General features: G+C 39.7%; 15 protein-coding genes. 8 read left to right on the top strand and 7 right to left on the bottom strand.

Annotated elements, in window-relative coordinates:
• From DV417_RS04840 to argG, 4 genes are all read left to right on the top strand, one after another.
• Positions 1 to 354 (top strand): YacL family protein, encoded by a 354-nt coding sequence (locus tag DV417_RS04840; RefSeq protein WP_032826506.1) that lies wholly within the window; start codon positions 1 to 3, stop codon positions 352 to 354.
• Positions 355 to 360: 6 nt separating this feature from the next.
• Positions 361 to 2718 (top strand): penicillin-binding protein 1B, encoded by a 2358-nt coding sequence (gene mrcB / locus DV417_RS04835; protein WP_118878886.1) that lies wholly within the window; start codon positions 361 to 363, stop codon positions 2716 to 2718.
• Positions 2719 to 2883: 165 nt separating this feature from the next.
• Positions 2884 to 3756 (top strand): phosphoribosylaminoimidazolesuccinocarboxamide synthase, encoded by an 873-nt coding sequence (locus DV417_RS04830; RefSeq protein ID WP_005632612.1) that lies wholly within the window; start codon positions 2884 to 2886, stop codon positions 3754 to 3756.
• A 177-nt stretch (positions 3757 to 3933) separates the two neighbouring features.
• Entirely contained in the window at positions 3934 to 5268 is a 1335-nt protein-coding gene (gene argG / locus DV417_RS04825) for an argininosuccinate synthase (protein ID WP_118878884.1), read from the top strand.
• A 69-nt stretch (positions 5269 to 5337) separates the two neighbouring features.
• Here argG and DV417_RS04820 read toward each other — a convergent pair whose 3' ends face one another.
• From DV417_RS04820 to metX, 5 genes are all read right to left on the bottom strand, one after another.
• Positions 5338 to 5721: a hypothetical protein gene (locus tag DV417_RS04820; RefSeq protein WP_065246065.1), complete on the bottom strand. Its 384-nt coding sequence runs from the start codon at positions 5719 to 5721 to the stop codon at positions 5338 to 5340.
• 61 nt (positions 5722 to 5782) lie between these two features.
• Positions 5783 to 6616, bottom strand: a complete 834-nt coding sequence (gene manZ, locus DV417_RS04815) for a PTS mannose transporter subunit IID (protein WP_005635877.1) — start codon at positions 6614 to 6616, stop codon at positions 5783 to 5785.
• Between the two features lie 10 nt (positions 6617 to 6626).
• The gene (locus DV417_RS04810; RefSeq protein WP_118878882.1) at positions 6627 to 7421 is read right to left on the bottom strand and encodes a PTS mannose/fructose/sorbose transporter subunit IIC; all 795 of its coding nucleotides are present in this window, start codon (positions 7419 to 7421) and stop codon (positions 6627 to 6629) included.
• Positions 7422 to 7432: 11 nt separating this feature from the next.
• Positions 7433 to 8434: a mannose/fructose/sorbose PTS transporter subunit IIA gene (locus DV417_RS04805; RefSeq protein WP_118878880.1), complete on the bottom strand. Its 1002-nt coding sequence runs from the start codon at positions 8432 to 8434 to the stop codon at positions 7433 to 7435.
• Positions 8435 to 8697: 263 nt separating this feature from the next.
• A complete protein-coding gene (metX, locus tag DV417_RS04800; protein ID WP_118878878.1) occupies positions 8698 to 9774 on the bottom strand; it encodes a homoserine O-acetyltransferase MetX in 1077 nt (358 codons plus the stop codon).
• A 157-nt stretch (positions 9775 to 9931) separates the two neighbouring features.
• Here metX and DV417_RS04795 point away from each other — a divergent pair, with 157 nt between their 5' ends.
• The 3 genes from DV417_RS04795 (at position 9932) to DV417_RS04785 (ending at position 17689) form a co-directional block, all read left to right on the top strand.
• Positions 9932 to 10612: a SanA/YdcF family protein gene (locus DV417_RS04795; protein ID WP_118878876.1), complete on the top strand. Its 681-nt coding sequence runs from the start codon at positions 9932 to 9934 to the stop codon at positions 10610 to 10612.
• 165 nt (positions 10613 to 10777) lie between these two features.
• Positions 10778 to 14143 carry an autotransporter family protein gene (locus tag DV417_RS09535; RefSeq protein WP_118878874.1) on the top strand — a complete coding sequence of 1122 codons (3366 nt, stop codon included), beginning with the start codon at positions 10778 to 10780 and terminating at the stop codon, positions 14141 to 14143.
• Positions 14144 to 14371: 228 nt separating this feature from the next.
• Entirely contained in the window at positions 14372 to 17689 is a 3318-nt protein-coding gene (locus DV417_RS04785; RefSeq protein WP_118878872.1) for a YadA-like family protein, read from the top strand.
• Between the two features lie 82 nt (positions 17690 to 17771).
• On the opposite strand, the gene folC is transcribed toward DV417_RS04785, so the two are convergent.
• Positions 17772 to 19076: a bifunctional tetrahydrofolate synthase/dihydrofolate synthase gene (gene folC / locus DV417_RS04780; RefSeq protein ID WP_181153834.1), complete on the bottom strand. Its 1305-nt coding sequence runs from the start codon at positions 19074 to 19076 to the stop codon at positions 17772 to 17774.
• A 1-nt stretch (position 19077) separates the two neighbouring features.
• Positions 19078 to 19968: an acetyl-CoA carboxylase, carboxyltransferase subunit beta gene (gene accD, locus DV417_RS04775; RefSeq protein ID WP_118878868.1), complete on the bottom strand. Its 891-nt coding sequence runs from the start codon at positions 19966 to 19968 to the stop codon at positions 19078 to 19080.
• 202 nt (positions 19969 to 20170) lie between these two features.
• Here accD and DV417_RS04770 point away from each other — a divergent pair, with 202 nt between their 5' ends.
• Positions 20171 to 21562: a DegQ family serine endoprotease gene (locus DV417_RS04770; protein WP_118878866.1), complete on the top strand. Its 1392-nt coding sequence runs from the start codon at positions 20171 to 20173 to the stop codon at positions 21560 to 21562.
• Positions 21563 to 21574 lie beyond the last annotated feature (12 nt).

The following is a 21574-nucleotide window of genomic DNA, read 5'->3' as shown; positions in this document are numbered from 1 at the left end:
ATGGATTTTCAATTTACACATTATCAAGGCAATGTATCCGTAAAATGTTCGATGGAACACATTGCTCTTGCTAACTGGTTCAATACAGAAGTGCGGTCAAATCCAAAGGCGATTTTGACCGCACTTTCTACTGCGCAATCCCTCTCTGAAAATCAAGAAGAGATCTTAATCGGCGCAGAATATACATTGTTTTTAGATGCTGATGAAGTAATGGTACGAGCGAATAATCTCGCCATTGAAACAGATGAAATTTTGGAAGACGATTTTCATTATTATGATGAAGAAAGCATTGCTTTTTGTGGCACGCAAGATTTTATCCATTTCCTCGAAGCTTATGTTGATTTTATCTCTTAACCGACTATGACCACCGAAAACGTTCAAAAAAATCCCGAAGAAAAAACACCAAAAAAATGCCGTTCTTTCAAAAGTTTTCTATTCAAAGTCGCGTTTACTGGTGCGGTATTAATCGTATTTTATGGCGGATATTTAGATTGGCAAATCCGTTCGAAAATGGACGGGCAAATTTGGCGTTTGCCCGCTGAAGTGTATAGCCGTATTGAAAGCGTGAAGATTTCAGATAATCTCGCTTTTGATGAAGTGATTCAAATTTTATTAGATAACGAATATCGCCAAACGACCATGGTAGCTGCACCAGGCGATTTCAAATTAGAAGATGATACCATTGTGGTTCTTCGTCGAGCTTTCCCTTTCCCTGATAAACCAGAACCACAACGAGTTTTACGTTTACGTTTTGTCGATAACAAACTTAATCGAATTGAAGATCTCGTTGCCGTAAAAGCAATCGATGAGTTTCGCCTTGCGCCAAAATTGATTGCGATGTTGGAATCTGATAATGAAGATCGCCTTGCAATTCCTTTACAAAATTATCCGCGCTTATTGATTGATGCCCTAATTTTAACGGAAGATCGCCGTTTTTATGATCATCACGGCATAAATCCAGTGGGGATTATACGAGCATTAATTACCAATATTCGTGCGGGACAAACCGTACAAGGCGGTAGTACGCTCACTCAGCAACTAGTGAAAAATTTATTTTTATCAAGCGAACGTACGATTACCCGTAAAGCGAACGAAGCCTTGATGTCATTGGTGTTAGATTGGCGTTATGATAAAAATCGTATTCTCGAAACCTATCTCAATGAAATTTATCTCGGACAAAATGGCGATACGCAAATTCACGGTTTTGAATTAGCCAGCCAATTCTATTTTGGTCGTTCGATTCGTGAAATTAGCTTAGATCAAATTGCACTTTTAGTCGGTATGGTCAAAGGTCCTTCACTTTATAATCCTTGGCGTAATCCTCAAAATGCCTTAGAACGTCGTAATGTTGTTTTAAAGCTCATGCTTGAACATAAAATGATCGGTGATGAACTTTACCAATTATTAAGCCAACGACCTTTAGGTGTTCAACAAAAAGGACAAATATCCCGTAAATATCCGTCATTTATTCAAACTTTACAGGCGGATTTACGTCGTGAACTAGGCGAACATAAAATATCCAGCTTACTTGGCGCACGGATTTTCACCACAATGGATTTAAAACAACAAGCCCAAGCAGAAAATGCAGTGGTGAATACAGTTTCACAACTACAACTGAAAACTAAAAATCCATATTTAGAAGGAGCCATGATTGTTGCGGATTACCGAGTGGGTGAAATTCGTGCGGTAGTGGGTGGTTTGCAAACGCAATATGCAGGCTTTAATCGCGCATTAATGGCAAAACGTCAGATTGGTTCTTTAGTAAAACCTTCTATTTATTTGACCGCACTTTCGAATCCAGAACAGTTCCGTTTAAATACCCCAATTAATAACCAGCCAATTACGATTAATGTTAAAGGTAGCCCACCATGGCAGCCACGTAACTATGACAAAAAATATAGTGGTTCGGTGATGTTAATGGATGCCTTAGCGCGTTCTTTAAATATTCCGACTGTGAATATTGGGATGAAAGTCGGCTTGAGCAAAGTCATTGATACACAAAAAGCGATGGGATGGGATAATGTGGAAATTCCAAAAGTACCCGCTATGTTGCTCGGAGCTTATACCATCTCACCTTATGATGTAACTAAACTTTATCAAACTATTGCGAATCAAGGTGGACGGATTGAACTCACAACCGTTGATACCATTGCGGATCGTCAAGGAAATATCATTTATCAACATGATAAAACCGCAAAACAAGTGGTTCCACAAGAAGCCGCATTCCAAACGTTATTTGCGATGCAACAAACTGTTGAACGTGGTACAGCTCGTAGCTTGCAAAATGATTATGCGGATTTACGTTTAGCCGGTAAAACAGGGACAACAAATGATGCGCGTGATACTTGGTTTGTGGGGATCGATGGAAAAAATATCAGCACGGTTTGGCTTGGTCGCGATGATAATGGTGAAACAAAACTCACTGGTGCATCAGGCGCATTACAGATTTATAAAGATTATTTAAGCCATACTTATATTGAGAAATTGAAGCTAAATAAACCTGCGAATATGAAATGGGTTGGTATTACCCAACATGGCAGCTGGGATTGTGACAGCAATCGAGTGATTCCAGTTTGGGTGAATAATGGACAGAATTTCTGCGGAGGCACATCAAATGCTTCTCCATCGCCAACTACTCCACCAGCTGAAACAGAAATCGCACCTCGACAAGAAAGCGTTTGGGATGTATTGGACAACCCAAATCCACCCGCTCAATAATTAAGCTAGGAAGCATTCCAATAACAGCCAAATATTTCTAAATGAAAAACTACAAATCTCCTGAAATTTCAGGAGATTTTTTATTTCTTTAAAAAATAGCAAACGTTTGCTTTAAAAGTGAGGTACAATACGCGCCAGTTTTTACTTTCATACAGGTGCAAAACGATGACACAACAACTCCCCACTCTAAGTCTAAAAAAAATCTATTCAGGTAAAGTACGCGATCTCTATGAAATCGATGATAAACGTATGCTAATGGTTGCTTCTGACCGATTATCTGCGTTTGATGTTATTTTAGATGATCCCATTCCACGAAAAGGCGAAATCCTGACTCAAATATCCAATTTTTGGTTTAACAAACTTGCTCACATTATGCCGAATCATTTCACTGGCGAAAGTGTTTATGATGTGTTACCAAAAGAAGAAGCCGATTTAATCAAAGATCGCGCGGTAGTGTGTAAACGTTTAAATCCCATTAAAATTGAATCTATCGTACGTGGCTATTTAACTGGCAGTGGTTTAAAAGATTACAAACAAACTGGAACCATCTGTGGATTAAAATTACCTGAAGGCTTAGTTGAAGCCAGTAAATTACCAGAACCTATTTTCACCCCATCAAGTAAAGAAGCCGTTGGCAATCATGATATAAATATCAGCTATGCAGAATGTGAAAAACTCATCGGGGCTGATTTAGCCGCACAAGTAAAAGAAAAAGCGATCGCACTTTATACTGCTGCTGCAGAATATGCACTGACTAAAGGCATTATTATTTGCGACACAAAATTTGAATTCGGTTTAGATGAAAATGGCACGCTCACTTTAATGGATGAAGTATTAACACCTGATTCTAGCCGTTTTTGGTCTATCGATACTTATCAGGAAGGGATTAATCCTCCATCATTCGATAAACAATTTGTACGCGATTGGTTAGAAAATAGCGGCTGGAACAAACAAGCTCCCGCACCGAAAGTGCCAGAAAATATTATTCAGAAAACGGTTGATAAATATCAGGAAGCACTGGATTTATTAACAAAATAGAAATCAAAATCCCTGCTATTTAGAGCGGGGATTTTTTATGCATGATGACAACTAAAGATTTTTCGTCTTAATACATAAAAGGCTAGACAAACGTAAAAAGTGCGGTTATATTTAAATGACTTTTTATTCAAATAAAATGATTAATTATTCAATCTAAATTATAAACAAGGAAAAGATATGTCAAATACAATTCTACAACATTTACCTGAAGGACAAAAAGTCGGTATCGCGTTCTCTGGCGGATTAGACACCAGTGCAGCATTACTTTGGATGCGTCAAAAAGGCGCGGTGCCTTATGCCTACACCGCCAATTTAGGCCAACCTGATGAGGATGACTACAGCGCAATCCCTAAAAAAGCGATGGCGTATGGTGCAGAAAATGCTCGCTTAATTGATTGTCGTGCTCAGCTTGCTCATGAAGGCATTGCGGCAATTCAATGCGGTGCATTCCATATTTCTACAGGCGGAATTCCTTACTTCAATACAACGCCACTTGGTCGCGCAGTAACTGGCACAATGCTTGTTGCTGCAATGAAAGAAGACGATGTAAATATTTGGGGGGATGGCTCTACATTCAAAGGGAATGATATCGAACGTTTCTATCGTTATGGTTTATTAACAAACCCGAATTTAAAAATCTATAAACCTTGGTTAGATGCGCAATTTATTGAAGAACTTGGTGGTCGCTTTGAAATGTCTCAATTCCTTATCGAAAATGGTTTTGACTATAAAATGTCTGTTGAAAAAGCCTATTCGACCGATTCCAATATGCTGGGTGCAACCCATGAAGCAAAAGACTTGGAGCAATTAAGCACTGGGATGAAAATTGTTAAACCAATTATGGGTGTAGCATTTTGGGACGAGAATGTAGAAATTAAACCTGAAACAGTCACAGTCACTTTTGAAGAAGGCATCCCTGTCGCATTAAATGGTAAACGTTTTGATAATGCAGTTGATATTATTCTAGAAGCCAATCGTATCGGTAGCCGTCATGGTTTAGGGATGTCTGACCAAATCGAAAACCGCATAATTGAAGCAAAATCTCGTGGTATTTATGAAGCACCAGGAATGGCATTATTGCATATTGCTTATGAACGTTTGGTAACCGGTATTCACAATGAAGATACCATCGAACAATATCGTATTAATGGTATCCGTTTAGGCCGTTTGTTATATCAAGGTCGTTGGTTTGATCCGCAAGCACTAATGCTGCGCGAAACAGCACAACGTTGGGTGGCAAAAGCGATTACGGGCACGGTAACACTTGAACTTCGTCGTGGTAATGACTTCACGATCTTAAATACCGAATCACCGAACTTAACCTACGAAGCAGAGCGTTTAAGTATGGAAAAAGTGGAAGATGCACCATTTGATCCAATTGATCGTATCGGTCAATTAACAATGCGTAATTTAGATGTATCTGACACCCGAGGTAAACTTGGTATCTATGCACAAACAGGTTTATTAAGCGCAATTAAAGATTCAGTATTGCCACAATTAGGCAAGAAATAAGATAAAAGTGCGTTGAAAACTGACCGCACTTTTCCGCTTATAAAAATGGCTACTTCATGTAGCCATTTTTTATTCCTCCATCTTTTCTAATTCACCTTGAGAAAATGCTTGTAGCTTATGAATTTCATTTTTTGCTTTGTCAGAAAGCACTTTATTATCCTTTAGCATCTGTTCTGAACGCGCCATAATAAAATGTAAATAGTCATAGTTTTGCGTTTTTTCAAATAAAGCCTGTGCTTGATACATATCAGCAAAATCCTTATTTGCTTGGGTAAGCAACATCTTTTGCCCAACTAAAACAATTAGTGTTAATGCCAATGCAATGACAGTGCCATAACCGCTCGTCGGATAATACAGTAACCCACCTATAACAAATAAGCCTGAAACCAGTCGAGAGCTGTTTTTAATATAAGTTTCACTGGGTGGTGCTTGGATAAGTTCAGATAATTTCATTCAAATTCACCATAAAAAATAAGGGCGTTATCATCGCCCTTATTATTAGCTTTCTAAAGGATTATGCAAGAATACCAGCCCAGTAACCTAAAATCCCTACGCCAAATAAACCGAAAATAATCACCATTGCATTCACTTTTTTACGTAATAAATACATACATAAGAAAGTCAGTAATAAGGCTAATAAACCTGGAAGTAGATCATTTAATACGCCTTGCAATGTTACAACAACTTCTTCACCCAATTGGTTTTTATAACGAGTAAGTTCTAATGGGACATTAATACTTGTCCATTTAGAAACCAACGAGCCCATGACAAAGAGACCAAGAATAGAAGCCCCTTGAGTGATTTTTTGCAAACGTCCACCGCCCATATCAGAAACGATTTCAGTGCCTTTTTCATAACCATATTTGAAACCATACCAGCGAGTAACAGCACGGATCACATTGATTAAGATAAAAAACAATAATGGACCTAAAATGCTACCTGTTAAGGCAATTCCAGCACCAAGTGCGGCTAAAACTGGGCGTAAAGTTCCCCAGAAAATAGGATCGCCCACACCAGCTAGTGGCCCCATAAGTCCGACTTTTACACCACTAATTGCCGCATCATCCACATCTTTTGCGCCATTCGCACGCTCTTGTTCCATTGCGGCGGTCACGCCCATAATTGCAGACCCAACCCAAGGTTGAGTATTAAAAAATTCAAGATGGCGTTTGAGTGCCGCAGCCTGATCTTCTTTTTTGCTATATAAGCGTTTGATTGTTGGGATCATCGAAACACAAAATCCCATTGATTGCATACGTTCAAAGTTAAATGAACCTAAAAGGAACGTTGAACGGAAATAAGTACTTAAAATATCACCCTTTGTAAGAGTTACTTTTTGTTCTGACATAATACGCTCCTTATAGACCTTCTAATTCGTTATCAGCAAGTTTTCTTTTGCTTGCCACAGGCATTGCGACTTGGTTAAAACGCGGATTTAATTGGATATAAAGCATTGCTAAGCAAATACCAAGAATACCCAATCCAACTAAGTTGTAATTAGTAAAGGAAGCAATAACAAAACCAAGGAAGAAGAATGGCATTAATGCACCCGCACGCATCATATTAATCACCATTGCATAACCTACTACGACGATAAATCCACCCGCAATTTGTAAGCCACGAGTAATCACTTCAGGAATTGCATCTAATGCGCTAGTTACGGCATCAGTACCTGCGACCAAACCAACCGCTAATGCAGGAATTGCAACACGCAATGCTTGTAAAGAAAGCCCTGCAAAATGGCAAAGTTCAATCCCACGGAAATTAGCTTGCTCAGCAAATTTATCCGCTTTATGTTGTAAGAAGATTGTTAGTGTACGTACGAAAATAGTAAGCACTTGACCTGCAGCAGCAACTGGCACCGCGATAGCAATCGCTGTACCCACAGATTGACCGCCTTTAATAACAAGAATCGCAGAGATCACACTAGCAAGTGCTGCATCTGGCGCCATCGCAGCCCCAACGTTCATCCAACCTAGCGCGATCATTTCTAATGTACCGCCAAGGATAATACCGGTTTCAAGATCGCCTAATACCAAGCCAATCATAGTACAAGCAAAAAGTGGACGGTGGGTTTGACGCTCATCTAATACGCTCCCCATACCGCAAATTGCCGCGACAAGCACGACTAAAATGAGTTCCATTGTTGACATAAAATGCGCTCCTAGAATTTAATTGAATCAAGTTTTTCGCGAGTAAGTTCAACAGGCTTATTCGCTGCTACTTTTTGAAGGGAAAGCTTCACGCCCATATCAAGTAATTTTTTGAATGCAGCGACATTAGATGGATTCACTGTGACCGCATCAGAAAGCTGTTTATTGCCTTCTTTATGCGTCATTCCGCCCACGTTAATGGTATCAATACGCAAACCACCTTCGATTAAACGCACGGCATCTTCTGGCTTGGTTACAAGCATTAAAATATTACGGCTCGCATATTTTGGATTGTTGTAAACCTTAATCGCTTTATCCACAGGAATGACATAGGCTTTCAAATGTGGCGGCGCAATTTGAAGAAGCAATTCCTTACGTAATTCATCATTTGCCACTTCATCACTAATAGCAAAAATGGCTTCGCATTTCACTGCTTTTGCCCAAGAAGTAGCGACTTGACCATGAATTAAACGATCATCAATACGCAGTAAATTGACACTCATACGTCCATTAGGATCGTATTGAATATTATCTTCCTGTTCCTCAGATTCTTGTTTAGAATTGACCGCACTTTTTGCTTCTGAAGTGGCTTCAGGTTGAGCGAAAGAGGCAACATCATCTGGTTTCCGATAACTTTTCACCGCCATTACGCCAACTTCCTTGGCGACATTGGCAAGAGCTTCCGCTGATTTTGCATCATCCTTGGCATCTAATACTTCTAATAACATTGGTAAACTTACGCCAGTGACAATATCATCTTGAGGACGTTTTGCCGCCACTCGAGCTGCCGCGTTATACGGGCTACCACCAAATAAATCTACCAAAAATAACACGCTATCTGATGGCGAGCATTCAGCAATAATAGCCTCATACTTTTCCACCAAGGTGTCTTGCCCTTCTCCTGGAACGAATGTTACACCGTGGAGTCCTTCCACCTCACCAAACACCATTTCAGAAGAATTGACCAACTCAGCAGCAAGCTTACCGTGAGCTGCAACGATTACTTGAATCATTGGATACTCCTAAGGTTGAAATAAATCGTCAAGAGCATAGAGTAAACGGTTGCCTAACTCAAGATAATTATAAGTGCTTGTACCATTAAAATTGACATACATCAATTTTTCAGAACACAAAAAGGCATTGCAAACGGAATAATTTGGCTTGCATTATGCTTAATTACACTTCAGAACTTTTGGATAAAAAGTGCGGTATAAACTAAGAAAGTTTTTAAAAATAAGAAAAAAGTGCGGTGAAATTTCACCGCACTTTTTTATGACTAATTACCCGCTAAACCATCTCTAATTCGTTTTTCAAACTGATCATAATCCACTAAAAACGCATCGTGTCCATAATCTGATGGGAATTCGTAAAAATGTAGATCGACTCCACTTTGCTCTAAAAGCTGTTTACTTTTATAAAGGTCAACAGGCTTAAATAGTTGATCCGTTGTCACAGAAACCAATGTATAGCGTGCTTTAATGCGTGATAATGCCTCTTTGACATTTTCATACCCTATGCTTGGATCATACATATCCAACGCACGTAACAAATGCAAATAACTATTTGCATCAAAACGTTCTAAGAATTTTTTGCCTTGATAAGAAAGGTAGGATTCCACTTGAAAGTAATCGCCCCAAAAGCTGCCATCTGATTTTGTTGCTCGTCCAAAGGCTTTTGCAAGCTGTAAATCAGTGCGGTAAGTCAGCATACCTAGCATACGAGCAATAGATAGCCCTTGATCTGGCGGTGTACCCTCGTAATAATCGCCGCCGTTAAAATTAGGATCATTAATTACCGCTTGACGCATAACATGGTTAAAACCGATGGCTTCAGCACTAAAATAAATAGATGAACAAAGATTCACGATATTATCCATAAAATCAGGATAATCAATCGCCCATTGGTTCGCTTGCATGCCACCAAAAGATCCGCCAATAATCGCTTTTAAATGGCTAATGCCAAGATGATCAAGCAAGGCTTTTTGTACTTTAACAATATCTTGCACAACAATATTAGGAAATTGGCTACCATAAGGTTTACCCGTTTGCGGATTAATTGATGAAGGCCCAGTTGTTCCCTTGCAACCACCTAATACGTTCGAGCTAATAAAAAAATAACGATCTGTATCTAATGCTAAACCTGCACCCATAAAATTCTGCCACCAGCCATCGCGACCATCATCGAAATAAGGCTCAGCATCGCCAGTTAGCGCGTGGCAAATTAGTACCGCATTATTTTTCTCGGCATTGAGTGTGCCATAAGTTTGATATGCGACATTAATATGGGAAAGTTTGCCGCCAAGCATCAGAGTTAAAGGCTGTGTGTCAAAAAGCACTACATTTTGCACAGACATTGAAAACCTATCGTAATAATCAGAATGGCGTTTAAACTATCAGTAAGTCGATTAGCTTGTCAAGAAATTTTAGCCGTCTAAACGGCTAAATTATCGCACATCAATGCGATTCACAAAATCCATCAAATTCCCCTTGAAGTGCGGTCGATTTTTCATTATGTTTACCGCTATGCTAGTAAAAAAATTCTCCCCAAAATTCACCGCACTTTTTCGCGCCCTACTCTACGCAATCTTTGCATTGATTATACTTTGCTTGCTAGTTGATCGAGGCGTAAGTTTTTATGTTCGCGATAAAATATTCACAAATATTGATGAGCTGCCCTTTCGTCCTTACGCCCTTGTGCTTGGCACATCAAAATACACCGTCAGCGGAAAACCGAACATTTATTACGATAGCCGCTTAATGGCAGCTAAAAGCCTAATCGAACAACAAAAAGTGAATTATCTTTTATTAAGTGGCGACAACCGAACGTTGCAATATAACGAACCAAGAGCAATGTTTCGCGATTTACGCAAAATGGGCGTGCCAGAAACTTTAATGTTCCGTGATTTTGCAGGTTTTCGCACCCTTGATTCAGTTGTTCGCGCCAATAAAATTTTCCAAGTGCAAGCATTTACGATTGTCAGTCAAAAATTTCATTGCGAACGCGCACTATTAATTGCTAAAGCACATAATATTGATGCCATTTGCTTTGTGGCAAAACAGCCAGAATTACATTTTTCCACACAAATAAGAGAAATTTTTGCCCGCATAAAAGCGGTTTTTGATTTGATATTAGGGGTTGAACCTTATTTTTTGGGAGAGCCTCAGCCATTGCCAAACAGCGCCACATTATAAATATTGATCTAAATCATATTTCTTCTATTTTTTTAAAATCACACTAATCTAAACTTGTTAAATAAACACAAACTGATTAAAATTCAGCCGATAAGGAAAGTCCTGTTTTATGCTAAAGGATTTACTTTAATTATCGTTGAACTCACAACTTTGTTAGGTTAACTTATGAAACAAGAATCTCAAAAGCAAGCAAAATTGCAAAAAAAACTTCTTAGTATTCTAATCTCTTCTGCCCTTTCTACTACGGCTTTTGCTACTAACTATACTGAAATTAATATCAATAACCAAAATTCTGGTGAAACGCCAGCTCACGAAGTAACCGATGCTACAAACACTGTTACTGGTGATGTAAATATCACTGTTACGCCTGCAGATCCTTCAAAACACACTTATCCTAAAGCCATTATTATTCGTGGCGATCATACTGAAGAAATTCAAGGAAAAACTAATATTGCTGTTACTTTAGCCAGTGAAGGAGATCCTGGTATGTCTCCAGACTCCAATGCAGCTTATGGCATTGCAGTAGGTTATGATTGGAATGGACAAGGAAAAGAAAAAAGTATTTTAACTTTAAAAGATAATGCTACTATTCATGTAGATAATACTCCAGATACCAAACTAGGCTCCCGAAGCTTTAGCGGTGCAACTGCTCCATTTGGCCATCAACTTTCAGGGATTAGGATCTATCGAAAATCATCCGCTCATTCAACCCCTATTTTAAATTCTGAAAAATTATTAACTATCAACGTTGAAGATAAATCAACCAAAAAAATTGGCGATTATTTAGTGGGTATCTACATTGCAGGTGATGGTGCTGAAGCCAATTTAAAAGACAGCAATATCACTGTAAAAGCCAATGGTAAATTCTCTGCGGCATTAAAAATTGGTAAACCAGAATTACCTAACACGCCAAAAGCTGATGATTACAAAGGTGCAGTGATCAACTCGACAGGCAATATGGTGCTTGATACTTCAGAAACAAAAGATTCAGCTACTGTGCGTTTATTCGGCACAAAATCCCGTTTAATCGCGGATAGTGAAACCAGCACAGGAACAATCACATCAGGTAATTCAGCCATTGTATTTGATACGCAAGACTATACCACTAAAGTACGGTATAGCTTTTTTAGTGATAATGTTTCTCGTAATGAGCCAAATAAAGATCAAGAAGTGCGGTTAAATAATACTAAAATTTCAACCACTTCTGAAAATGCCTCATTGATTATCGCTGATGCCAAGAATGTAAACAGCCTTGCGGTATCTATTGCAGGAGACCGCGTCGCCAGCTGGTTTAACAATGGGGAATTTTTTGCCGAAAATGCAAAATTCTTATTAAAAGGTGAGCAATCCGAAGCAAAAGCAGCAAATAAAGGTTGGTTAGCTGAAACAAAATTAGCAAAAACCAAAGCCTCAGATCTCACTTTTACGCTAGATAATAAAGCAAAAGCGATTGGTTTGACGCATCAGCATTCAAGATCAGGCTTAACCTCTAAACTTGATGTCACCGTTGATCATAACGCAACTTGGGAATTAGCACCGAAAACCGATGAAGCTGTCCAACGTGCGACAGCTTATGATGTGAATCTTGCCAATGGTGGGGTACTAGATGCTTCAAAACATGCGACTGGAGCAGGCACCGACTATAAAATTACATTAATTCATAAACACAGTGATAAAAGCGCAAATAAACCATCAATTTCTGATGGAACTGTTTCTATCCCTGAAGGAGAGATCTTTGGCGCATCTGGTACATTAATCAATCCAGATGGAACAGAAAAATCATTTACAATGCGCTACCCTTTCCCTATTACCAATGCCGTGCTAAAAATTACAAATGGCGCAATGGAATTCAAATCAGAAGATCTTGGAACCATAAAACTAACAAAAGCTACTTTTAACCTTGCAAAAAACACAATATTAGAAACACCTGAAGGTACTGTATTACTCTCAGAGGGTACATTAAAGCAATCTGATCAAGGCATTTCTTTATCTGGCAGAACTGCCGTATTTGAAAAGGGAACATTCACCAACGGAGGCATCATTACCCTTGCGAATCAATCCTATGCAGACAGACTGACCATTGAAGGAAATTATGTTGGTAAAGATGGTGTGTTAGAAGTAAACACCAAATGGGATACCCCAGGTGATTATCTCGGCACAAATTCAGAATCAGATTTATTAACGATTACAGGTGATGCCTCTGGTAATACGACTGTCAAAGCTATTAAGACGGATGGAACTGAAGATGTTATTGATGGCTCAATCGGCGAACTTGCCGATCGCTACAAACGTAGTGTCCCTGTTATTAAAGTTTTAGGTGCTGACAGTGGAACAGAAGGCAATGAAATAAATTCTACGGATGCAACCAAACCTTACGCTTACAATACACGTTCAACCTTTACTGGTACAGCAAAAACCACAGGGGCAGGAGAATTACAATTAGTTTCACATAAAGATGACAATGGTGTAACAGAATACTTCTGGACTTTAACCACACCAAATAAAGATAAAACCATCATCACGCCAAGCGTGCCGGCTTATACGCTCGTTCCGCGCCAAAACTTGGAATTGGGCTATACAATGTTGGATACACTTCATCAACGCCGTGGCGAAAACCAAACCCTTTCTTGGGATAAACAAAGCAGTTATTGGCAAGATGTGGAAAAACAATCTTGGGGTCGTGTGATTGGCAAACACCTTAAACTCAACGGAAAAGAACGTTTTGGTTTAAAAACCAATATGTATGGTTTCCAAGTGGGGCACGACTTTGATGTTAAAACCAAACAGGATGATGAGGGCAAACTCACTCGTCGTTTCACTGGCTTGTATTTCGGCGCGTTACGTTCTCACAGCAAATTCTATGATGAATACCGCGCGAAAAACGGTGTCGTGATTGCAGATAAATTAACTTCTCGCGTAAAAACTACTGCACTTAATCTTGGTGTAACTGACACACGTTACAATGAAAATGGCACTTACATTGACTGGGTGGGACAACTCTCTTGGTTAAATAACCGTTATTCATCCGTTGATGGCACACAAGCGAAAAATCACGGATGGGGTGCTGCCCTTTCAGTGGAAACTGGTCGTCCTTACGCCTTAGGTAAAGATAAAACCAACAACGGAGATAGCTGGATTTTAGAGCCGCAAGCACAACTTATTGCTCAATACTTGCGCTTAGGCAACTTTAACGACGGCACTCGTTCCGTTTCGCAAAAAGGTTATGGCTTGCGTGGTCGTGTTGGTTTCCGTTTGGCATATAACAAACCAAATGATAAACAACGCACTCGCACCTATTATTTCATCGGTAATATTTGGCACGATTTTAAAGCAACGGGCAATGCATTAATTGGTCGTGACAAATTAACCGAGAAATTTGACCGCACTTGGTGGGAATTAGGCTTGGGTTCTCAATTCTCCTTAAGTGAAAACACTTACCTTTATGCGGATGCTCGCTATGAAAAATCCTTCGATAGTAACCAACACAAAGGTTACCAAGGCACCGTGGGTGTGAAATATTCTTGGAAATAGTGAGCAACAAAGAGAATAATCAGGGCGTATAAACGCCCTGTAGTACTACAGGGGGATGTGTAACATAGTTACACATCGAAAAAATTAAAATCCCAATCTCTCACTAACATTCAATGTAGTACTTCTCTTTTCCTGTTATTTGGTGACAGAAAAGATAAAGATCTATCTATTCGATCTAGTCAATTTTCTTCTGTCGTAGGAAATTCTTCTTTTATACGATTATTTATTATGAATACAAAAACTTCTTTTTCTTATTCTCTAATTGCTTTGGCTTTGTGGAGTAATTATTCGTTTGGGGTAATAACACAGATTGGTGACACAAATACGATTATTGCAGGCACTGCAACAAACTGGGAAGCTAATAATACTCTTGTGTTAGGTAATGCAGGTGTTGTTGGCGGCACACATCGAATAGTTATTGGAGAAGGCGATCATCACTATTGGGATTATGGTATAGCTATCGGTAGAAACGCTGGACAAGAGTCTTATGGTGGTAAATATATTTTTACTTTTGGTGATACAGCTGGTTTCAACTCCATTGGAAATTCTGAATATAACTTTATTTTTGGTGGAAACTTATCTGGTAGAGCAACTCATGGAAAATATAATTTTACATTTGGTTCTAACGCAGGAGATAGTAACTCTGGAAACTATAACTTTACTTATGGAGAACAAGCTGGTCATCAATTAACTGGAACAAGTAACTTTGCCTTTGGTAAGTTATCTGGATTTAAGGTTTCAGGTTCACATAACATTGCTTTTGGAGAAAGTGCAGGGCGAACTATTTCAGGAAGTCACAACTTTGCTACTGGTTTAAACGCAGGACAAGATATAAGTGGTAGTCATAACATTTCTTTAATAGAAGGAGCTGGTTCAAATACTAGCGGAAATTATAACTTTTTTTCAGGCTACAAGGCTGGTCAATACACAACAGGCTCCAACAACTACGCTTTAGGACCTAGTGCAGGATGGCGCGTATCTGGTAATAATAACTTTATGGCAGGACAAGATTCAGGCCATGATACAACGGGTAGTTATAACGTTGCAATCGGTCAAAACGCAGGTCAAAGAGTAGGTGGGAATTACAACTATGCTTTTGGTCTAGATGCAGGACAAGATGTTGATGGCTATATAAAAAATGCTAGCGCAACAACAGATGATGAAAAATATGGTCAATCTAAAGGATGGAACAATATGGCCTTTGGTAAGGCGGCTGGTAGCCACGTAGTTGGTAACTTCAACCTAGCCTTTGCTGAAAATGCAGGGAATTATGTCGGTCATAGATGGGTAAATACCTATGACGCCAATGGCAATGTATTAACTACAACAGATGCTGGTACTGTAGATAAAGCAGAGCACAATATCGCTTTTGGATATAGTGCGGGAAGATGGATTGATGGCCAAGATAACTTTGCTGCTGGTGTCAATTCTGGTAGTTGGATTAAAGGTGAAAGCAACGTTGTTTTAGGTAAAGAATCAGGAAAAGAAGTAGAAGGAAACTTCAATACATCCTTGGGTCATGAAAGCGGCAATAAAGTAACGGGCAGCAATAACTTTGTAGCAGGTGCCGAAGCGGGTAAAAAAGTAACAGGTAGCAGTAACTATGCGGCAGGTCATGAAGCTGGAAATGAAGTTACAGGTCATAACAATGTTGCTATGGGTAAATCTGCGGGTCAGAAAGTTACTGGCAATAGCAACTTTGCTGGCGGTGAAAATGCAGGAAAAGATGTTGAAGGCAATAATAACATTGCACTTGGTAAAAAATCAGGTAATAAACTCAAAGGCAATGAAAATATTTCTATTGGTGAAGAAGCCAATTCTGAAGATGATGTATTAGAAGTCAGTAATGCAATTGCTATAGGTAAAAAATCTAAAGCCAAGAAAGCCAATGCAGCAGCACTTGGAAATGAAAGCAAAGCTTTAGCAGATAATGCTTTTGCTTTGGGTTATAAGGCTGAGGCAAATGTCGCTAATAGTGTGGCAATAGGCAGTAATGCAACCACCGTTGCTACTTTAACTACATCAAATCCTTATACAAAGGGTACTGATAATGCCTACACATCTGAAAATATTGGCTATTACACAACTGCTGGAAGTGCGGTTAAAAATTTTGCTAATTTTGCAGGTGGCACAAATGTTGTAGGTGTATTTAGCGTAGGTAATGAAACACAAACTCGCCGAATCCAACACGTTGCGCCAGGCTTAATTTCAGCGGACAGTACCGATGCAATCAATGGTTCCCAACTTTACAGCTTTATTCCGCGAGTATCTTTCTACGGCGATGCGAAAGGAACTGCAGGCGCAATCACACCTCCATCACCAATAAGTAATAATCCAGTTGTTGAAAACTACCTTGCTAATGGCTTACGTATGTATTTTGGGGATGGTTTATATGCAGAAAAACGCACTGATACTAAAGGTGAATTTATTTTTGTTGGCTCCAATGTGAAAAATACAACGGGTGATGCAGGAGTTGCAGGTCCTAAAGGTGATAAAGGTGATAAAGGTGATAAGGGTGATAAGGGTGATCCTGGTGTAGCTGGACCTGCTGGTCCACAAGGCCCTAAAGGTGATAAAGGCGATAGAGGTGATCCTGGTGTAGGTGTAGCTGGAGATGGTGCAGTTGGTGCACAAGGCCCTAAAGGTGATAAAGGTGATCCTGGACAAGATGGTGCAGCTGGTGCACAAGGCCCTAAAGGTGATAAAGGTGATCCTGGACAAGATGGTGCAGCTGGTGCACAAGGCCCTAAAGGCGATAAAGGTGATCCTGGACAAGATGGTGCAGCTGGTGCACAAGGCCCTAAAGGTGATAAAGGTGATCCTGGACAAGATGGTGCAGCTGGTGCACAAGGCCCTAAAGGTGATAAAGGTGATCCTGGACAAGATGGTGCAGCTGGTGCACAAGGCCCTAAAGGCGATAAAGGTGATCCTGGACAAGATGGTGCAGCTGGTGCACAAGGCCCTAAAGGTGATAAAGGTGATCCTGGACAAGATGGTGCAGCTGGTGCACAAGGCCCTAAAGGTGATAAAGGTGATCCTGGACAAGATGGTGCAGCTGGTGCACAAGGCCCTAAAGGTGATAAAGGTGATACTGGAGCAACAGGCCCTAAAGGCGACAAAGGCGAGCAAGGTATCCAAGGCACCAAAGGTGATAAGGGCGATAAGGGCGATAAAGGCGATAAAGGCGATAAAGGCGATAAAGGTGATATAGGTCCAGTCGGTCCTCAAGGTCCAACTGGAATGAAACCGCAAGAAATCCGTATTATGGACCAACGCATTCATCATCTTGAAAATCGTGTTAATAAACTTGATAAGCGCGTAAATGGATTAAGTGCAACAATCGCTGCTGCGGCTGCATTACCACAATCGACTATTCCAGGTAAATCAATGTTTGCTGCGGGTAGTGGTATTTCTGCTGGCTCTTCAGCTGTGGCAGTTAGCTATTCAAGAATGTCTGATAATGGGAAAACCGTTGTAAAATTTGTCGGTACGGCAAATACCAGTAAGGATTATTCAGCGGGTGTCGGCGTTGGCTATCATTGGTAATCATTAATCTGGGGAGATAATCCCCTTTTAAAAAGACAAAGGGCTGATTTTAAATATCAGCCCTTTGTTTTAATGATAAATTTTATTCCACCACAGCCCAAAATTCGGCAACGGTGTGGAAAGATCCAAAGACTAAAACCACATCATTTTTCACCGCACTTTTGAGTGCTATACCCACCCCATCCATAACAGAATTATCTGATGTAGCTTGAACATGTGGGAAATGACTTTTCAGTTTATCAGCTAATTCATCGCCTGACTGCCCGCGATAACCGCCTAAGGTTACACAATGCCATTCATCAATAATAGGCGTTAAATGCGCAAATACACCATTTGCATCTTTGTCTTTGAGCATCCCACATACGGCAATAATTTTGCCCTCTATATTACGTTTAAGTACGGTCAATTTTTCAGATAAATATTTTGCAGCATGAGGATTATGCCCCACATCAACGATGATTGTTGGTAAAGTTTCAACTGATACGCCAAAATAATCCGCTAATTTTTCACGTCTATCTGCTTTTATTGCTTGAAAACGACCAACCAGTTCTGCCTCTTGCAAAGATTTTCGCAAAGTCTGTTCCGAAATATCAAAAGGTAAACATTGAACGGCTGCAAGAGCCGTTGCAGCATTCGCCAATGGAATCTGACAAAACGGCAAATTTTCTAACCGCACTTTTTTATTTTGCCATTGCCAATTTTCAGTATTTTGCTCAAATGACCAATCCACATCACGTCGGGAAACTTGGCAATGTAATTTTCCAGCCTGATCTAACATTGTTTGTGGCACATTAGGTTCGCCAATCACGACAGGGCAATTTTTGCGGAAAATTCCTGCTTTTTCAAAAGCAATGGCCTCTCTGGTATCCCCAAGAAAATCGGTGTGATCAATATCGATGCTAGTAATCACCGCAAGATGGCTATCCACAATATTGGTCGCATCTAAACGGCCACCTAACCCCACTTCTAAAATCACCACATCTAATTTTGATTGCTTAAATAAATGCAATGCAGAAAGGGTGCTAAATTCAAAATAAGTCAGCGATTCGGTTTTATTTTCATCAATAAAGGCAAAAGAGGCGGTATGTGCTTCATCAGGTAAATCTTGATTTTGAATGCGTACTCGCTCGTTATAACGTAGTAAATGTGGCGAAGAATACACGCCCACACGTAATCCGTGATTAAGCAGAATCGTTTCTAACAAACGGCAAGTCGTGCCTTTACCATTCGTCCCCCCCACCGTTATCACATAAGGGGCGGGATGAAGTAAATCCAATTTTTCTGCCACGGATTTAATACGATCTAAACCAAGATCAATAGGTTTAAAATGGCTTTTTTCTAAATAAGAAAGCCACTCAGCGAGTGGCGAAGTGGCTTTAAGTTGCATATTATTCATCTTCTGAAATGAGTTCAGGTTCTACAAAAGGAGAAGGTTGATTCGTTAATTTACTCAGTACACTTGCCAAAGTTTTACGCATTTCTGAACGTTTCACGATCATATCAATTGCACCTTTCTCAAGTAAAAACTCACTACGTTGGAAACCTTCTGGGAGTTTTTCACGTACGGTTTGTTCAATAACGCGCGGCCCCGCAAACCCAATTAAAGCTTTTGGCTCGGCAATATTTAAATCACCTAACATCGCAAAACTTGCTGATACGCCGCCTAAAGTCGGATCCGTTAATACCGAAATAAACGGCACACCTTTTTCGCGCATTTGGGCAAGCACTGCACTGGTTTTTGCCATTTGCATTAAAGAGAACAATGCTTCCTGCATACGTGCACCACCACTTGCAGAGAAACACACAAACGGACAATTCATTTCCATTGCCTTTTCCGCTGCTTTAACAAATTTTGCCCCCACTACAGAGCCCATTGAACCGCCCATAAAAGAAAAGTTCGATGCAGCCACAACAATTGGCATATTATAAAGCGTACCTGTCATGGTAATTAACGCATCTTTTTCACCCGTTTCTTTTTGTGCCGCACTGATACGATCTTTATATTTCTTTAAATCTTTAAATTTTAAAATATCTTTTGGTTCTAAATCTGCTGCAATTTCTTGGCTTGAACCTTCGTCCAATAATTTTAATAAACGCTCACGTGCGTCAATACGCATATGATGACCACATTTAGGGCAAACATAAAGATTGCGTTTAAGCTCTTCACTATAAAGTACTTGTTCACAAGAAGTACATTTTGTCCACACGCCTTCCGGCACATTTGCTTTTCGAGTAGAAGAAGACGGACCTTTACTAAAAATTCGGTTAATCCAGCTCATTTTTCGACCTTTTTATTGACTAGAAAATTCTGCGTATTAGACCATAAATTTGCAGAATTTGCTACTTGTAAGGCGTTTTTGTACTGCTCCGATTTCCTTTAGAAACGTTCAATAAATATGAGAAATAAATCCATGATTGAACATTTTTTTTATTTCTTTGTCTCATAGAGCACGTTATCTGAAATCTATTTTGGAGTATTTTATGAAAAAAACACGTTTTGTATTAAGCAGTATTGCTCTCGGATTAAGTGTCTTGAGTACACCATTTGTGACTCAAGCTGGTTTACCAAGTTTTATTTCAGAGCAAAATAGTTTGGCACCCATGTTAGAAAAAGTTCAACCTGCAGTGGTAACACTTTCTGTTGAAGGAAAAGCAAAAGTTGATTCACGTTCTCCTTTCCAAGACGATATTCCTGAGGAATTTAAATTCTTCTTCGGTGATCGTTTTGCTGAACAATTTGGTGGACGCGGTGAATCAAAACGTAACTTCCGTGGTTTAGGTTCTGGCGTTATTATTAATGCAAGCAAAGGCTATGTTTTAACAAATAATCATGTTATTGACGGGGCTGATAAAATTACCGTGCAATTACAAGATGGCCGTGAGTTTAAAGCCAAATTAGTGGGTAAAGATGAGCAATCTGATATTGCATTAGTACAGCTTGAAAAACCAAGTAATTTAACAGAAATCAAATTTGCTGATTCTGATAAATTACGCGTAGGCGATTTCACTGTTGCAATTGGTAATCCATTTGGTTTAGGTCAAACAGTGACATCAGGTATTGTTTCTGCATTAGGTCGCTCAACTGGCTCTGACAGCGGTGCTTATGAAAACTATATTCAAACCGATGCTGCGGTAAACCGCGGTAATTCAGGTGGTGCATTAGTCAACCTAAATGGTGAACTTATTGGTATCAACACCGCGATTATTTCGCCAAGCGGTGGCAATGCGGGAATTGCCTTTGCGATTCCAAGTAATCAAGCAAACAATTTAGTACAACAAATTTTAGAATTTGGTGAAGTACGCCGAGGATTGCTTGGTATTAAAGGTGGTGAACTCAATGCTGATTTAGCTAAAGCCTTTAATGTAAGTGCACAACAAGGCGCATTTGTAAGTGAAGTATTGCCTAAATCAGCCGCTGAAAAAGCAGGTATTAAAGCGGGGGATATTATCACGGCGATGAATGGTCAAAAAATCTCAAGTTTTGCAGAAATGCGTGCAAAAATTGCCACCTCTGGTGCAGGAAAAGAGATTAGTTTAACTTACTTACGCGATGGTAAATCTCACGATGTTAAAGTGAAATTACAAGCGGATGATGGAAATCAACTTTCCTCTAAAACGGAATTACCTGCATTAGATGGCGCTACATTGAAAAACTATGATGCAAAAGGCATCAAAGGGATTGAAATCACCAAGGTTCAACCGAACTCACTTGCTGCGCAACGTGGTTTAAAAGCTGGCGATATTATTATTGGTATAAACCGTCAACAAGTTGAAAACACGGCTGAATTAAGTAAAGCGCTTGATGATGCACCATCGGCTGTGGCCTTAAATATTTTACGTGGAGACAACAATTTTTACTTATTAGTACAATAATTCTTCCACCTA

It is taken from the genome of Haemophilus haemolyticus (genome assembly GCF_003490935.1).
GTDB lineage: Bacteria > Pseudomonadota > Gammaproteobacteria > Enterobacterales > Pasteurellaceae > Haemophilus > Haemophilus haemolyticus_M.
This window is presented reverse-complemented; position numbering and strand designations above follow the sequence as displayed.

What these genes read in the sequence shown, in the direction of transcription:
- DV417_RS04840 (WP_032826506.1), top strand. Translation starts at nt 1, where the DNA reads ATGGATTTTCAATTTACACATTATCAAGGCAATGTATCCGTAAAATGT.
- mrcB (WP_118878886.1), top strand. Translation starts at nt 361, where the DNA reads ATGACCACCGAAAACGTTCAAAAAAATCCCGAAGAAAAAACACCAAAA.
- DV417_RS04830 (WP_005632612.1), top strand. Translation starts at nt 2,884, where the DNA reads ATGACACAACAACTCCCCACTCTAAGTCTAAAAAAAATCTATTCAGGT.
- argG (WP_118878884.1), top strand. Translation starts at nt 3,934, where the DNA reads ATGTCAAATACAATTCTACAACATTTACCTGAAGGACAAAAAGTCGGT.
- DV417_RS04820 (WP_065246065.1), bottom strand. Translation starts at nt 5,721, where the DNA reads ATGAAATTATCTGAACTTATCCAAGCACCACCCAGTGAAACTTATATT.
- manZ (WP_005635877.1), bottom strand. Translation starts at nt 6,616, where the DNA reads ATGTCAGAACAAAAAGTAACTCTTACAAAGGGTGATATTTTAAGTACT.
- DV417_RS04810 (WP_118878882.1), bottom strand. Translation starts at nt 7,421, where the DNA reads ATGTCAACAATGGAACTCATTTTAGTCGTGCTTGTCGCGGCAATTTGC.
- DV417_RS04805 (WP_118878880.1), bottom strand. Translation starts at nt 8,434, where the DNA reads ATGATTCAAGTAATCGTTGCAGCTCACGGTAAGCTTGCTGCTGAGTTG.
- metX (WP_118878878.1), bottom strand. Translation starts at nt 9,774, where the DNA reads ATGTCTGTGCAAAATGTAGTGCTTTTTGACACACAGCCTTTAACTCTG.
- DV417_RS04795 (WP_118878876.1), top strand. Translation starts at nt 9,932, where the DNA reads ATGTTTACCGCTATGCTAGTAAAAAAATTCTCCCCAAAATTCACCGCA.
- DV417_RS09535 (WP_118878874.1), top strand. Translation starts at nt 10,778, where the DNA reads ATGAAACAAGAATCTCAAAAGCAAGCAAAATTGCAAAAAAAACTTCTT.
- DV417_RS04785 (WP_118878872.1), top strand. Translation starts at nt 14,372, where the DNA reads ATGAATACAAAAACTTCTTTTTCTTATTCTCTAATTGCTTTGGCTTTG.
- folC (WP_181153834.1), bottom strand. Translation starts at nt 19,076, where the DNA reads ATGCAACTTAAAGCCACTTCGCCACTCGCTGAGTGGCTTTCTTATTTA.
- accD (WP_118878868.1), bottom strand. Translation starts at nt 19,968, where the DNA reads ATGAGCTGGATTAACCGAATTTTTAGTAAAGGTCCGTCTTCTTCTACT.
- DV417_RS04770 (WP_118878866.1), top strand. Translation starts at nt 20,171, where the DNA reads ATGAAAAAAACACGTTTTGTATTAAGCAGTATTGCTCTCGGATTAAGT.